The organism is Bradyrhizobium sp. USDA 4461 (assembly GCF_054055655.1).
Genome location: NZ_JBSRXM010000001.1, coordinates 4883089 through 4897661 on the forward strand (window position 1 = coordinate 4883089; position 14573 = coordinate 4897661).

The window sequence follows — 14573 nt, forward strand, 5'->3', positions numbered from 1 at the left end:
AGTGTGTTTCTAAGTCTTGCCCAGCCGATCGAGTTAAACAGGTCCCCGGCGGGGAGAAAAGTTAGCGTTCTGTCATCAAGCTAACGCGTTGATATCCGGGCCGAACTCCAACCGGCTCGGACCGGGAGGCGTGACGGCCAGGGCAGCCGGAAAAAGGCAAGGCTCGCTGTCATATCGGGGCCGGAACCCGTTTGCCCGGCGACGCGTTATTTCTCTTTCAAGCCAAGGTCCGGGCCATGGTCCGGGCCAAGTTTCGGGCAAGGGCTCAGATAAGGGCTCAGGTTGAGGAGGGTGAAATGGCTGTCGAGGTCAGGACAAGGCCGCATCAGCTGATTGCAAGCGACCGGGTTGAGGGGACCGCGGTGCGCCGCGCCAATGGCGACATGATCGGCCACATCGAGCGGCTGATGATCGACAAGATCTCGGGCAAGGTGTCATACGCGGTGCTGAGCTTCGGCGGTTTCCTCGGGATCGGAACCAACCTGATTCCGCTGCCGTGGGGCCGGTTGCACTATAACCCGAAGTTCGAGGCCTATGAACTCGACATCGAGGATGACGAGTTGAAGCGGGCGCCGTCGTTTCGCGCCGACAAGGATTTCGACTGGGGCGATCGCTCGCAGGAAGTCGAGCTGCATCGCTTCTATGGCGTGCCGCCCTATTGGGGCGGCTTCTGATCGCACGGCGACCGGCGCGCGCGGGATCGACGGATGTCGATCGCTGATGCCCGCTCGGGCGCGCGTGCATGCCGCGCGGTTCGCCGGGACGACTTAGTGAGCCAAACATCGTCACATCAGGGACTGCGCGTCCGGCGCAGTCGTGAGGCTCAACCGCAGCCTAGTTGAGATGCGGCGATCGCTTTCGTCAAGCACTGCAACGTCCCGTCTATCGAAAAGTTGCCGGTGCATGCTGCACCGTGACCGTGTTCCGTCATACCGGAGCGGCTTTTGAGCGCAGGCGCAATAGGAACGGTCGCTGACATCACGGGTTCTCCCAGCATCGATTGTGCGAACTGAGGAGAGCGCAACCATGTTGATCAAATCAATCATCGCCGGCGTTGCCGGCTCGGCTTTGCTTGCGACCGTCGCGGTCGCGCAAACGCCCGCCGACAAGACCGACAACAAGATGTCACCGCCGGCATCGACGGCGGCCACCTCGCCGAACACCTACAAGGGTGACTGGCGCGCGTCGAAGGTCGTCGGCCTTAGCGTCTACAACGACAGTAACGAGAGCGTCGGCTCGATCAATGATCTCCTGATGGACAAGGGCGGTGCCATTAAGGCGGTCGTGATCGGCGTCGGCGGTTTCCTGGGTGTCGGCGAGCACCTGGTCGCGGTGCCGATCGACAAGGTGAAGTTCGTCAACGAGCCGGTCGCCTATACCGGTGCTGCGAACACCGGCAGCACGAACAAGTCGACGACCACAACGGGCGCGGCCCCTGCGGCATCGTCCTCGAAGCCGAATCCCTGGTATCCGGATCACGCGGTGTTCAGCGCGACCAAGGATGAGCTGAAGGCGATGCCCGAGTTCAAGTACTCGACCGACTGACGCATAGCGCATGACGTGAAAGACAAGCGCGCCCGGTGATGCCGGGCGCGCTTTTGTTGCGCAGGCTTCACCGGCCGAGCTCGCGCAGGTAAGCCGCGCGGGCGGCGACGCCGGTGTGGGTGAAATCCGTGAACACCCCGTCGACGCCGAGACGGAAGAACTTCAGATATTCAAGGGCCGGATCGCCGTGGTAGTCGGCGGCGAGATATTTCTTCTCGTTGCGGAACGTGAAGACATGCACGAACAGGCCGAGCCTGTGCGCGTCGGCGATCACGCTGGTTGCGTCCTGCGTCCTGGCGTCCGCCGTCGAACCCTTGGTCGGCTTGCCGTCGGCGCTCTCGTCCGTCCAGGGCGAGATCTTGTACGGCACGATATAGGCCTTCCACGGACCGATGCCGTCGGCATAGGTCTTGATCTCGGCGAGGCCTTCCGGCGTCAGCATCGTATCGAAGGTGCGGCTGTCGCCCGCAACCGTCCAGTCGTAGGGGCGGGAATTGGCGATATTGTTGAGCAGCACCTTACCCGTCCTGAAGTCGACGCCGTTGCCGTCGATCAGCTGGACCTGCCGTGTTTCCAGTCCGTGGCTGCGCATGTATTTCAGGCTGCCGGGCTCGAAGCTCTGCACGATGATCGGCGCGTCCTTTGAATTGAGGCCGTTCTCCTTGATGATCTTGATCAGGGCGTCCTCGAGCGGACGGCTGCCGGGCGCGCCGCAGCCATTGGCGATCGCCTGGGCATTGTTCCAGGTCGGGTTCTTGGTTTCCGGATAGACCGAGATCGAACGTCCGGTCGCCTTGCTCTTGGCCTTGGCGATGTCGATGATGTCCTGGAAGCTGATGATCGGAAACTTGCCGTTGAACAGTTTCGGCCGCTCGTTGGCTGCATCATAGGTGGTGCCGGCGATCCAGGTTCTCAGCTCGGCCATGGTGAAATCGGTGATCGACCAGTCGTTGGTGTGATCATCGCTGTCGACGATCAGCGCCTTCAGCACCGACTTCGGATCGGCCGGATCGAGGAGGTCGGTGGGATATTCAGCCGGGCCGCTGGTCTGGGTTTGCACCCATTTCACCTTGACGCGGACGCCCGGCGTCGTGCGTTTGCGTTTGGCGACGTCCGCATTGGTCTTCGCCACTTCGGCAACGTTGGTGTTGTCGCCGAGCCATGGATTGTGGCGCGCCACCAGCACGCAATCCTTGGTCAGATGCAGGTCTTCTTCGAGCGAGTCGGTGCCGAGGTCGGCGGCGAGCTCGTACGAGGCTTCGGTCTCCTCGGGCACCAGGCCCGGCACACCGCGATGCCCGATCACCAGCGGCAGCTTGCCGTCGACGGTCAGGAACGGTTTGGCGCCTGAAGGTGCCGGGCCGGTTTGCGCCGACGCGATCGACGGCAGCAGGATCGCCAGGGCCGTCGCGCCGAGCAGCATCGCTCCAACATGCATCTTTCGTCGCGAACAAAACTGCTTCACGGCCAAGTCTCCATCTCCAGCCTGGCATCGGGTTGATGCCACGAGCGCCCGAACCGACCAGGGCTGACGCTGTTGTCTTCTTGTCTCAATCTCCTGACAAGCGGATGACTGAGGGGAAGCGCGATCCAAACGAAAGAGGATGTGGATCGATCGATCTTCCAAGCTCGATTTTCTGAGGTCGCCGTGCGCAATCGAATGCGTCGACGGTGCGGCACCTGGGACAAGAAGAGGACCTTGCGCCGGATCGAGCAGCGGGCACCGCTTCACCTCGCCCCGCGTGCGGGGAGAGGTCGGAATGCATCGTTAGATGCATTCCGGGTGAGGGGGAGCCTCCGCGAGCGCGGTTATCGACGTGTACGCGGAGACAGCCCCTCACCCCAACCCTCTCCCGGTAAGAACGGGGAGAGGGAGCGCAGCGGCGCGCGCGTCAGTTCGACTTCACCAGCGGGCAGCCGCCCTTGTCGAGCGGGCGGAAGGCTTCGTCGCCGGGCACGGTGGCGATCAGCTTGTAGAGGTCCCACTCGCCCTTGGATTCCTCGGGCTTCTTGGTTTCGAACAGGTACATGTCGTGCACCATGCGGCCGTCGATTCGGATATGGCCGTTCTTGGCGAAGAAGTCGTTGATCGGCGTCTTGCGCATCTGCTCCATCACCTTCGGCGCCTCGTCGGTGCCGATGGCTTCGATCGCCTTCAGGTAATGCATGGTTGCCGAATAGAGGCCGGCCTGGATCATGGTCGGCATGTGGCCGACCTTCTCGTTGAAGCGCTTCGAGAAGGCGCGGGTCTCGTCGTTCATGTCCCAGTAGAAGGCGTCGGTGACGATCAGGCCCTGCGTCGCCTTCAGGCCCAGTGCGTGGGTGTCGGTGATTTCCATCAGCAGCGCGATCAGCTTCTGGCCACCCTGCGCCAGGCCGAACTCGGCGGCCTGCTTCAGCGCGGTGGTGGTGTCGCCGCCGGCATTGGCCAGCGCCACGACCTTGGCCTTGGAGGCCTGCGCCTGCAGCAGGAAGGACGAGAAGTCCGACGAGTTGAGCGGATGGCGCACGTCGCCGAGCACCTTGCCGCCGCTCTCCTTGACGACGTTGGCGGCATCGCGCTCCAGTGCCATGCCGAAGGCATAGTCGGCGGTGACGAAGAACCAGGTGTCCTCGCCGCGCTTGACCATCGCCTTGCCCGCGACGTTCGACAGCGCATAGGTGTCGTAGGTCCAGTGCACGGTGTTGGGCGAGCATGCGGTGCCGGTGATGTCGGAGGAGCCGCCGCCGGAATTGATGTGGATCTTGTTCTTCTCGCGCGTCAGCGCCGAGATCGGCAGCGCGACCGATGAGGTCGGCACGTCGAGGATCGCATCGACCTTGTCGTTGTCGTACCAGTTGCGCGCAATGCCGACGCCGACGTCGGGCTTGTTCTGGTGGTCGGCCACCACGACCTGGATCGGCTTGCCCTTGACCTTGCCGCCGTAATCGGCGACCGCCATCTCGACGGCGGCGACCGAGCCCTTGCCGGTGGCGTCGGCATAGAGGCTCGACATGTCGGTGAGCACGCCGAGCTTGACGACGTCGTCGGAGATCTGGGCGTTGGCTGCGGTGCCGGAGACCGCGAGCGCGAAGCCGGCCGCCGCTGCGGCCAAGAGCGATTTCATCGAGTTTGTCTCCCTGACTTTTCGTTGGTTGCTTCCACGGGGCACCTTCTATCCGGTGCGGCAACCTGTCGCAAAGACGACTTTTTGGGCATATGGGCTGCCGCTACTCGATGAGCGGAAAGCTGTTGCCCTCGCCCCGCTGGCGCGGAGAGGGCAAGGCTACAGTGCCGGCAATGCGGTGACGGCGGCCTTGATGGTGCCGTCGGTCTCCACGATCACCCGCAGCGTCTTCGAATCGAACGCGATGTCGGCCAGGCGGATGCTGTTGACGTCGGCGTCGACGCGGATGCCTTCCTCGTTCTTCTGCAGGTCGGCGATGGCGGCGGCGATCTTGCGCTGGGCGTTGGCCGCGAACGGCTTCAGGTCGACGACCAGCCGGTCGGCCAGCGCCTGCTGCATGTGCGGGACCGCCGCGCGCGCGGCGGCGCCGAGCAGGCCGAACGCCGCCTCGGATTCCACCGCCAGCTCGACGTCGGCGAGCCGCAGCGTCTGCGCCGCCTGGTCGAGCCGGGGCCGGCCCCAGATATGCACGGTCGCCTCGGCGCCGAGCCCGAAGAAGCTCTTCTTCTCCTTGGCATGCACCAGAAGCGAGATCAAAAGCCGGTCGCCGGAGGCCGCGATGCTCGCGCTCTTGACGGTGACGTCGACCGGGCCGGAACCGTCCTCGGGGAAGGTCTTGCCCTTCAGCTGCGCCTCGACCAGCTGCGTCAGCGTGGTGAAGGACATGTCGACCGGCAGGCCGATCGCGATCTGGCTCGACATCGGCGGCACGATCGAGAGCTTGTCGGGGAACGGGCAGTTGGGCGTGGTCTGTGTTTCGGTGATCCGCGTCTCGGCCTCGATCCCCATCGTCAGGATCATCGAGGACGCATCGACCTTGGGCTGCGCCGCGATCGCGCGGATCGGCCGCAGCTCGAGCCACATCGGCGGCATCGATGCGGTGCCGCCGGTGCCTTGCAGCGGGAGCGAGCGGCAGGCCTTGGCCCATTGCGCGCGGGCGTTGTTCTGGAACACCGGGTCGTTGCGCAATCGTGCCTCGACCGCGGAGATCTGGTCGGCCACCGCCTTGTCGATCACCGGCTTGACCTGGGCCGGCACGTTGATGCGGACGCCGGCGGCCGACAGGCTGGTGTCGCCGAGATTGACCTGCGCCTGCAGGTTCGGCTCGATCCGCCAGGACGCGCCGAGCTTCGGCCGTGCGGTCAGGGTGACGTTGCCCTTGATGTCGGCATTGGCGTCGATGTTCTTGATGTTCACCGCGCCGATCTGCTTGGCGACGTTGCCGCCGAGCAGGCTGCCGAGTGCGTTACTGACGGCGCCCGTCGCCTTCGCCGACAGCGAGCCGGTGACCTTGAGCGTGCCGTTGATCGGGGTCGTCAGCGTCAGCACGTCCTGCGCGCCGGTGGCCGCGATCGGCCCGCGCGACGCGGTCCAGCCGATGTCGGCATTTTGCAGGATCTGTTGCACCGGATTGTCGGCCTTGCCGCCGAACGTCTTCGGCGCGCCGCGCTCGGCGGCGTCGCGGATCGCCGACAGCGCGACCGAGACCTGCGCCACGATCGTCGAGGACCGCGGCGCCTGCGGCAGCGGCGGCAGCTCGGCGAGCTGCGGCTTCTGCAGGGTGGCGCTCGGCGCGAGCCAGTCCATGGCCTTGAGACTGATTGCGAACGAGATCAGCACGACGGTGATGCCGAGTGCGATCGTTCTCGGATGCATCGGTAGACGCATCATTCCCCCGGATGAAAATCAATTTTGACGGGTTGTACAGGCCCGCCGACGAGGGCGCCAGTGTGGCGGGATCAAGCTGCTTCAGGGGCGGAAGCAGCCCGAATGTCCGGGTCACCTGGACGTTAACGATTGTGAACGCGGCAACGGCCCCGGTGGGGTGCCGGAGCCGTTGCCTGAGCCCTTGGAGGGGGCTTGGGGAAGTCGGTCTTGTTAGCGGACGGCCGAACCGAGGTCGGCGCGGCGGTCGGTCATCGGCAGCACGATCACCTTGGTGCCGACGCTGACCCGCGAATAGAGGTCGCTGACGTCCTCATTGGTGAGCCGCAGGCAGCCGGAGGAGACGTGGGTGCCGATCGTCTCCGGCGCGTTGGTGCCGTGGATGCGGTACACGGTGCCGCCGAGATACATGGCGCGGGCGCCGAGCGGGTTGCCGGGGCCGCCGGCCATGTGGCGCGGCAAATAGGGCTGGCGGGCGATCATTTCCGGCGGCGGGGTCCAATCCGGCCACTCCGCCTTCTTGGTGATGGTCTGGGTGCCCGACCAGGTGAAGCCGTCGCGGCCGACGCCGATGCCGTAGCGCATCGCCTGGCCGCCTCCGAGCACGAGATAGAGATAAGTGTGCGGGGTGTCGATGATGATGGTGCCGGGCGCCTCGCGCGTCGGATAGGCGACGACCTGGCGACGCAGCCGGGCGGGCAGTTCGACGGAGCGGTCTTCTTCCTGCGCCTGCGGCATCGACTGCACCGGCGGCTGCACGGCCTCGGTCGGCGGCGTCAGGATGAAGGGAAACATCGGCAGCGGCGCAGCCGCGGCGGAGTTCGCGAAAGCGACTGATCCAATCGCCAGCGCACCGAAGGCGGCGGCAGCGAGACGTGCGTTCAGCTTGACGGAATTGAACATTGTCGACCCCTGTTGTTTGCGCCCTGCGCGCCAGTTCCGGCGCGTCGTTGGATCAAAGCAGTACAGGGGAGGCGTTTCAGGACGTTTGCACCAAATCGCCAAAATGGTTTCGTGCCGTTAGGGTTTTGTTTCGTCCGTGTTTCGTCGCAGGGTTAAAAGCGGGTTGCCGGCACGCGGCGCGACCGCTCAGGGGTGGACGTATCCGGCTAGCCCGTCCCACAGCAGCTTGGCCGCGGTGATCACCAGAATGGCGTAGCAGGTCCGGTACAGCGCGCGCTGGTCGAGGCGTTCGTGCAGCCGCCATCCGGCCCAGACGCCGACCGGCACCGCCGGCACGCAGAGCGCCATCAGCAGCCACAGGCTGCGTGACGGAGTGCCGAGCACGAGCCAGGGACCTGCCTTAAGCAAGTTGCCGACCGTGAAGAACAGGCTGGTGGTGCCGGCATAGAGCGCCTTCGACATGCCGAGCGGCAATAGATAGATCGCAAGCGGCGGCCCGCCCGAATGCGCCACCATCGTGGTGACGCCGGAGGAGAGGCCGGCGAACGTCGCCTTGATCGTCGAGCGCGGACGCGGCTTGATCTCGCCGCCGCCGATGAACCACAGCGCGGCGAACACCAGCGTCACCGCGCCCATCACGATCTCGACCGCGTGCCGGTCGAGGTCGCGCAGCACGAAATAGCCGAGGCCGATGCCGATCACGAGCGCCGGCAGCAGCATCGCGAGGTCGACGCGCGACCAGGTGTTGGGCCGCCAGAACCGCAGCGCGGTGATGTCCATGACGACGAACAGCGGCGCCAGCAGCGCGCCCGCCGCGATCGGATCCATCGCCAGCGACAGCAGCGGGATGCCGACGATGGCAAAGCCGCCGCCGAATGCGCCCTTCATGAAGGCGATCAGGAAGACGCCGGCCAGCGCGATCGCGAGCACGAAGGGCGCGGGCAGGTCGGCGGTGATGGACGTGATCATGGTGTCGCGCGCGGCGTTGTGGTCGTACTCATACATGGCCACGCGCGCATCCAGGCGCAATCCAAACATTGCTCTCGGTACACATTGCTCTCGGTGCAATCGGCGTGCGCGCGCCTAGCCGGCGCGCATCCGCGGCAGGCCCGGCTTCTCGCTGTTGATCACCGCGCGGCGATCGGAGACGGCGTGGTGGAATTGCTCGAGCGTCAGCCCGATCACCGAGAGGTCGCCTTCCTCGATCGCGCCGTCGTCGTAGCAATCGAGCGCCTCGCGCAGCAGCGCGTCCGCGTCGCCCTGCATCGCCGCGAGCTCCTCCACTGTCTCGGCGCCGCGCACCCGCGAGATCAGTTTCAGCAGATTGTCGCGATGGACGATGTAGTGCTCGCGTTCGTTGCGCTTCATGTAGTGTCGCAGCCAGGCGCCGGCCGAACCGAGGCCGGAGATCAGCAGGATGCCGCCCCAGATGTAATCGGAGTATTTCTCCAGGAAGGTACGCTCGGTGCCGTCGATATAGGCCGCGGCGCCCTGATGCGCCGGAAGTGCTGCGTCCTTGTCGGTGTCCGGCTTCTCGATCTTGGCGGCCGCCGGCAGGTCGCGCGCGACCTGGAGCCGCTGCGTGAACAATTGCCGGTCGAGCGCGCCGACGGTCGATTCCTCCAGCGCGTGCTGCGCGATGATGAGGTGATTGACGCCGACGGTCTCGACCTTGTCCTCGGGCCGTGCCGGCGACGACGAGAAGATGCTGCCGGCGATCTCCTCGGACTCATAGCGCGGATGCTTCTGCGCGATCGCTTCCGAGACGTCGATCGGGAGGAACACCGGTTCGCCGCGCGCGGCCGCCGTCGCCGCGATCGCTTCCGCCGTCACCTTGCTGTCGAGCGGGCCGACGGTCATGTAGGCGTCGAGCGACGGATCGCGTGCGAGGTCGGCGACCTTGTTGACGGCGAACTGGCTGATCGTGACCTTGTCGGGATTGACGCCGGACTCGCTCAGGATCACGCGCAGCAGCGTGACGTTGGCCTGGGTGCTGCCGACCACGCCGACCTTGTGGCCGGCGAGATCGTCGATGGTCTTGATCTTCGCGGACCGCCGCTTGCCCTTCGCCCCCGCGGGCGCCCACAGCACGACGACATTCTTGCGCAGGATCGCAACCGACTCGGCGCTCGCCGGCAGATCGAGATCGCCGCGCACCACCGCGAGGTCGACCTTGTTCGCAGTGAACAGCGCGATGCTTTCGGCCGCGCCCTGCGTGGTCACCGGCTTCAGCCGCACCGAGCTGCCGCCATGCGCAAACGCCTGGGCGAAGCCCTGGACCAGCTTGACGTCCTCACTGCCGGTCGGGCCGACCGCGATCGACAGCGTCACCGGACGCAGCGCGTAGTACAGCGTGCCGGCGGCGATCGCGAACACGAGCATCCCGGTCGCGAGGATCAGGAGCGACGAGTTTCGCCGTCTGAGCCTGCGGCGCACCGTACCGGGATTTTCACTCTGCTCTGACATCTGATTGTCATCTTACACGAAAAACCGGCGGCCCACCGGGAAAAACAACCTAACATTTCGATGACGTCATACGTTTGAAACATCCATGTCAGAACGTCGTGCGAGCAGAATCAAGATTAACGATTTGGATCTCCTGCAATGCGCATACTCGTTGCGACCGATGCCTGGCATCCGCAAGTCAACGGCGTGGTCCGGACGCTGACGTCGCTTGCGCGCAGCGCCGAGACGCTCGGCGCCGAGATCGAATTCCTCACTCCCGACGGCTTCCGCTCGGTCGGCGTGCCGACATATCCCGGCCTGCGAATGGCGCTGCCGAACCGCCGCGAGATCGCGCGCCGGATCGAGGAGGCCGCGCCCGAGGCGATCCACATCGCCACCGAAGGACCGATCGGCTGGTCGGTGCGCGGCTATTGCCGGCGCAACAAGCTCGCCTTCACCACATCCTACACAACGCGCTTTCCGGAATATGTTTCCGTGCGCACCGGCATTCCGGACAGCGTCGGCTACGCGGTGCTGCGGCACTTCCATGCCGCCGGCTCGATGACGATGGTCGCGACCGACTCGCTGCGCTCAGAGCTTGCCGAGCGCGGCTTCCGCCGGCTCGGCTTCTGGACCCGCGGCGTCGACACCAGGATCTTCAATCCCGACCAGCCGGCGCTGCTCGACCTGCCGCGGCCGATCTTCATGACGATGGGCCGCGTCGCGGTGGAGAAGAATCTCGACGCCTTCCTGTCGCTCGACCTGCCGGGCTCCAAGGTCGTGGTCGGCGACGGGCCGCAACGGGCGGCCCTGCAACAGAAACATCCCGACGCGATTTTCCTCGGCGAGAAGAAGGGCCAGGACCTGACCTCGCACCTCGCCGCTGCCGACGTCTTCGTGTTTCCCAGCCTGACCGACACCTTCGGCGTCGTGCAGCTCGAGGCGCTGGCCTGCGGCACGCCGGTGGCGGCGTTCCCGGTCACCGGCCCGAAAGACGTGATTGCCAACCATCCGATCGGCGCGATCGACAACGATCTGCGCGCCGCCTGCCTGCGCGCGCTGAACATGTCGCGCGCCGACTGCCGCAATTTCGCGTTGGAGCGTTCCTGGGAAAACAGTGCGCGTCAGTTCATCGGCAATCTGGCCACGTTGCAGCCGAGCCGCGCGCCGCGGCCCGCACGCCGCGTCGCCGGCCGCAGTGCGGTTCCGAATTAACAGCTCAATCGAACGAAAGACGAGAGACTCTCTATGGCTGAAATCATCAAGCTGGGCGCCGACCGTTCCATGGACTTCGACCGCGAGACGGTCGAGCAGGCCTACGACCGCTGGGCGCCGATCTACGACCTCGTGTTCGGCGGCGTGTTCAGCAAGGGCCGGCAGGCTGCGATCCAGGCCACCAACAAGATCGGCGGCCGCGTGCTCGAGGTCGGCGTCGGCACCGGCATCTCGCTGCCGCTCTATAGCCCGAACGTGCGCATCTTCGGCACCGACATCTCGGAAGCCATGCTCGAGAAGGCCCGGAAGCGGGTTGCCGGGCAGGGCCTGAAGAATGTCGAGGGCCTCGCGGTGATGGACGCCGAGAAGCTCGAATTCCCCGAGAATTCGTTCGACGTGGTGATGGCGCAGTACGTGCTGTCGGCGGTGCCGAACCCGGAAGCCGCGCTCGACGAATTCGCCCGCGTGGTTCGTCCGGGCGGCGAATTGATCATCCTGACCCGCGTCAGCGCCGATGCCGGCGTCCGCCGCTTCATCGAGCAGAAGCTGCAGCCGGTGGTGCGCCCGCTCGGGTTCCGGACCGCCGAATTCGCCTGGTCGCGCTACACCAAGTGGCTGGCCGGCGCGCGCGGCATGGAGCTCGCGGAGCGCCGCCTGATCCCGCCGCTCGGCCATTTCTCGCTGGTCCGCTTCCGCAAGGCGGACGTCGCCAAGGCCGCCTGAGCGGCAGGCGGGCCCGGCCCGCCGGTCCTCCCGGATGAGGTCGCACAGTGCGCCGCAAAACCGGGAGGCTACGATCCTCTCCGCCTTATCCCGCAAATTTCGCCGGGATGAGGCGAAACCCTGCTCCGGTTGCGTCAAGGCGTCGCTCCGCATTGTCATATGTCATTATGATGATGTCACACGCGATACATCGAATCCCTGTAAATCCTGTCCCGAAAGATGTTGGGGGAACCAATGATCAAGAACTTCCTGCAAGAGCTGCGTACCCAGCGTTGGGATGACCATCGCTTCTACCATCACAGCCGGATCAACCAGAGCCTGCACTTCGTCAGCGCGCTGAGCTTCCTGTTCGCCTATGTGATGCTGTTCTTCGATCCGGTCGTGTCGGCGCTGGTCGGCTGGCTGGTCTCGATGACCTCGCGCCAGGCCGGTCACTTCTTCTTCGAGCCGAAAGGCTATGACCACGTCAACCAGGCGACCCACGAGCACAAGGAAGACATCAAGGTCGGCTACAATCTGCAGCGCAAGGTCGTGCTGATGGCGATCTGGGCGCTATCGCCGATGGTGCTGTACTTCGATCCGACCCTGTTCGGCCTGTTCAAGCCCTGGGTCACGATGGGCGACTTCACCCGTCAGGTCGCCAAGATCTGGCTCGTGGTCGGCATCGGCGGCCTGTTGTTCCGCACCATCCATCTGTTCTTCATCCGCGACGTCGAGACCGGCCTCGTCTGGATGACCAAGATCGTCACCGACCCGTTCAACGACCTGAAGCTCTATCACAAGGCGCCGCTGTTCCTGATGAAGGGCGAGCTGATCGATCCGGGTCTCGAGAAGCACGTCAAGCACGCCTGATCGTTGCTCCCAGCGTCAGCAAACTTGCGTCATGCCCGGGCTTGTCCCGGGCATCTCGGTCTTAAGAGCATCGTCATTCCGGGGCGATGCGCAGCATCGAACGCGGGATCTCGAGATTCCCCGATGCGCAGTGCGCATCTGTGGTCTGGTCCTTCGGACCATCCCGGAATGACGGTGCTAACAATGTCAACGAAAGCAGACTGGGTGGCCTCAGCTTGTAGCCCGGATGGAGCGCAGCGCAATCCGGGGCAACTCTCACCGTCTCCGCGACTGATCCCGGATTTCGCTTCGCTCCATCCGGGCGACGGGGCTACTTTGCATGGGGTTGTTCTGCGTTTTCTGGCCGGCACAGTGCGGAACGGCCTGAAAGGCGCAGTATGCTCAGCGCCCAAGCCTCACGGCGACCATCTCCTTGAGGATCTGCCGCTTGATGGTCTTGTTGGTGAGACCTTCCTTGTGCCACCACCAGCCGTCGCGCTTCATCTTTTCGGACGCGGCGACGAAACGGTTGGCAACCTCGGCGAAATCGGCGTCGGTGTAGTTCAGGGTGAAGATCAGGCGGCCGGTGCCGACCCAGCTCAGCGCCAGCCCCTCGGCGCGCAGATAGTATTGCAGCATCCAGTTGTAGCGGGACGGCTCGGTGTAATAGACGGTCCAGATCGACGAGATGTTGCCGACGCGAACCGGCAGGCCTGCGGCCGTGAGGCGGTCGTTGAGCGCCTTGGCGCGGCCGTTCCAGGTCTCGTCGAGCCCGTTGTAGATCGAGCGGAAGTTCGGGCTGGCGAGCCGGCTCAGGAATTCGTCCATCGCCGTCATCACATAGGGATGCGAGTTGAAGGTGCCGCGGGCAAAGCAGATGTCGGCCGGACGGTCGTCGCGGAAGCGCCGCATCAGGTCCTTGCGGCCGCAGACCACGCCGATCGGCAATCCGCCGGCCAGGCTCTTGCCGTAGGTCGCCATGTCGGCCTTGACGCCGAAATAGTCCTGGGCGCCGCCGGCGGCGAGGCGGAAGCCGACGAACACCTCGTCGAAGATCAGCACGATGCCGCGCTCGGTGCAGACTTCGCGCAGCTTTTTCAGCCAATCGGTGTAGGCGGCGCGGTCGTATTTGGAGGAGCGCGAGGAATCGACCAGCGCGGAATCGCCGGGCGCGTTGGAGTTCGGATGCAGCGCCTGCAACGGATTGACCAGCACGCAGGCGATATCCTTGCGGGTGCGCAGCACATGCAGGGTCTTCTCCGACATGTCGGCGAGCGTGTAGGTCTCGTGCGGCGACACCGGATTGCCGACGCCGGGCTGCACCTCGCCCCACCAGCCGTGATAGCTGCCGGCGAAGCGAACCAGATGGGTCCGCCTGGTGTGGTAGCGCGCAAGCCTCACCGCCTGCATCACCGCCTCGGTGCCGGACATGTGGAACGAGACCTCGTCGAGGCCGGAGAGCTCGCACAGCCGCTTCACATTGTCGGCAATGATCGGATGGTAGGGGCCGAGCACCGGGCCGAGCCCCTGCGCCCGCTTCTCACCCTCGGCGATGCACTCCTTGTAGAAGTCGTTGCCGAAGATGTTGACGCCGTAGGAGCCGGTCAGGTCGTAGGCCACATTGCCGTCGACGTCGGTCACGGTGACGCCGCTGGAGGCCTGCACGAAGGCCGAGGTGCCGAGATGCTCGCGCACCAGGCGGCTATACTGGAACGGCACCCGGTAGGTTTCGGTGAATTGCAGGTCGGAGATCCGCTCGGTCACCTCTGCGGTAAGCGCGCGGCCCTTCGAGTAGCGGTCCTGGTAGAGGCCGGCGAGGCGGAAGAAGCCGTCCTGTCGCTGCATCGCGATGTCCTTCGGCGCTCCGTCGGAGCAGAAGAACGCGTCGATGTCGAATTCGTAGTGCGGCACCATGCGCGCGACCATCTTGGACATTTTGGAATGTCCGGTCAGGGAGCGGTGCTTGGCCCGCGACAGCGCGAGGCGGGCCTGGATTTTGGGGAAAGCTGCGGCGGCGCCGGCAAGCGCGGCGGCGGACAGCGAGAGAATCGGAAGGGATGTTTCCATGACAGAAGCGCT

The 14573-nt window shown here is 65.0% G+C and carries 12 protein-coding genes; 5 read left to right on the plus strand and 7 right to left on the minus strand.

All coding sequences use genetic code 11. From position 1 onward, the window contains the following. Nucleotides 1–296: 296 nt before the first annotated feature. Both ACVINW_RS22525 and ACVINW_RS22530 read left to right on the plus strand, forming a co-directional pair. Nucleotides 297–674, plus strand: a complete 378-nt coding sequence (locus ACVINW_RS22525; protein WP_021079972.1) for a PRC-barrel domain-containing protein — start codon at nt 297–299, stop codon at nt 672–674. Between the two features lie 352 nt (nt 675–1026). Continuing rightward, on the plus strand, nt 1027–1545 hold the full coding sequence (locus ACVINW_RS22530) for a PRC-barrel domain-containing protein (RefSeq protein ID WP_456753313.1): 519 nt from the start codon (nt 1027–1029) through the stop codon (nt 1543–1545). 67 nt (nt 1546–1612) lie between these two features. On the opposite strand, the gene ACVINW_RS22535 is transcribed toward ACVINW_RS22530, so the two are convergent. The 6 genes from ACVINW_RS22535 to ACVINW_RS22560 all read right to left on the minus strand — a co-directional run bounded on the left by ACVINW_RS22535 (nt 1613) and on the right by ACVINW_RS22560 (nt 9746). Next, nucleotides 1613–3010: a glycerophosphodiester phosphodiesterase family protein gene (locus ACVINW_RS22535; RefSeq protein WP_456753314.1), complete on the minus strand. Its 1398-nt coding sequence runs from the start codon at nt 3008–3010 to the stop codon at nt 1613–1615. Nucleotides 3011–3437: 427 nt separating this feature from the next. Beyond that, nucleotides 3438–4652: an ABC transporter substrate-binding protein gene (locus ACVINW_RS22540; protein ID WP_456753315.1), complete on the minus strand. Its 1215-nt coding sequence runs from the start codon at nt 4650–4652 to the stop codon at nt 3438–3440. 159 nt (nt 4653–4811) lie between these two features. Then, a complete protein-coding gene (locus tag ACVINW_RS22545; RefSeq protein ID WP_456753316.1) occupies nt 4812–6380 on the minus strand; it encodes a DUF4403 family protein in 1569 nt (522 codons plus the stop codon). A 210-nt stretch (nt 6381–6590) separates the two neighbouring features. Continuing rightward, on the minus strand, nt 6591–7280 hold the full coding sequence (locus tag ACVINW_RS22550) for a L,D-transpeptidase (protein ID WP_456753317.1): 690 nt from the start codon (nt 7278–7280) through the stop codon (nt 6591–6593). 186 nt (nt 7281–7466) lie between these two features. Next, nucleotides 7467–8249: a sulfite exporter TauE/SafE family protein gene (locus ACVINW_RS22555; protein WP_456756474.1), complete on the minus strand. Its 783-nt coding sequence runs from the start codon at nt 8247–8249 to the stop codon at nt 7467–7469. Between the two features lie 114 nt (nt 8250–8363). Further along, the gene (locus tag ACVINW_RS22560) at nt 8364–9746 is read right to left on the minus strand and encodes a TAXI family TRAP transporter solute-binding subunit (protein WP_456753318.1); all 1383 of its coding nucleotides are present in this window, start codon (nt 9744–9746) and stop codon (nt 8364–8366) included. Nucleotides 9747–9884: 138 nt separating this feature from the next. Between ACVINW_RS22560 and ACVINW_RS22565 the strand changes: the two genes are divergently transcribed. From ACVINW_RS22565 to ACVINW_RS22575, 3 genes are all read left to right on the plus strand, one after another. After that, nucleotides 9885–10940, plus strand: coding sequence for a glycosyltransferase family 4 protein (locus tag ACVINW_RS22565; RefSeq protein ID WP_456753319.1), 1056 nt, complete (start codon nt 9885–9887; stop codon nt 10938–10940). Nucleotides 10941–10973: 33 nt separating this feature from the next. Further along, entirely contained in the window at nt 10974–11663 is a 690-nt protein-coding gene (locus tag ACVINW_RS22570) for a class I SAM-dependent methyltransferase (RefSeq protein ID WP_456753320.1), read from the plus strand. A gap of 234 nt (nt 11664–11897) precedes the next feature. Continuing rightward, nucleotides 11898–12515 (plus strand): hypothetical protein, encoded by a 618-nt coding sequence (locus ACVINW_RS22575; RefSeq protein ID WP_057014961.1) that lies wholly within the window; start codon nt 11898–11900, stop codon nt 12513–12515. Between the two features lie 381 nt (nt 12516–12896). Here ACVINW_RS22575 and ACVINW_RS22580 read toward each other — a convergent pair whose 3' ends face one another. After that, on the minus strand, nt 12897–14561 hold the full coding sequence (locus ACVINW_RS22580; protein ID WP_456753321.1) for an aminotransferase class III-fold pyridoxal phosphate-dependent enzyme: 1665 nt from the start codon (nt 14559–14561) through the stop codon (nt 12897–12899). Nucleotides 14562–14573: the final 12 nt, after the last annotated feature.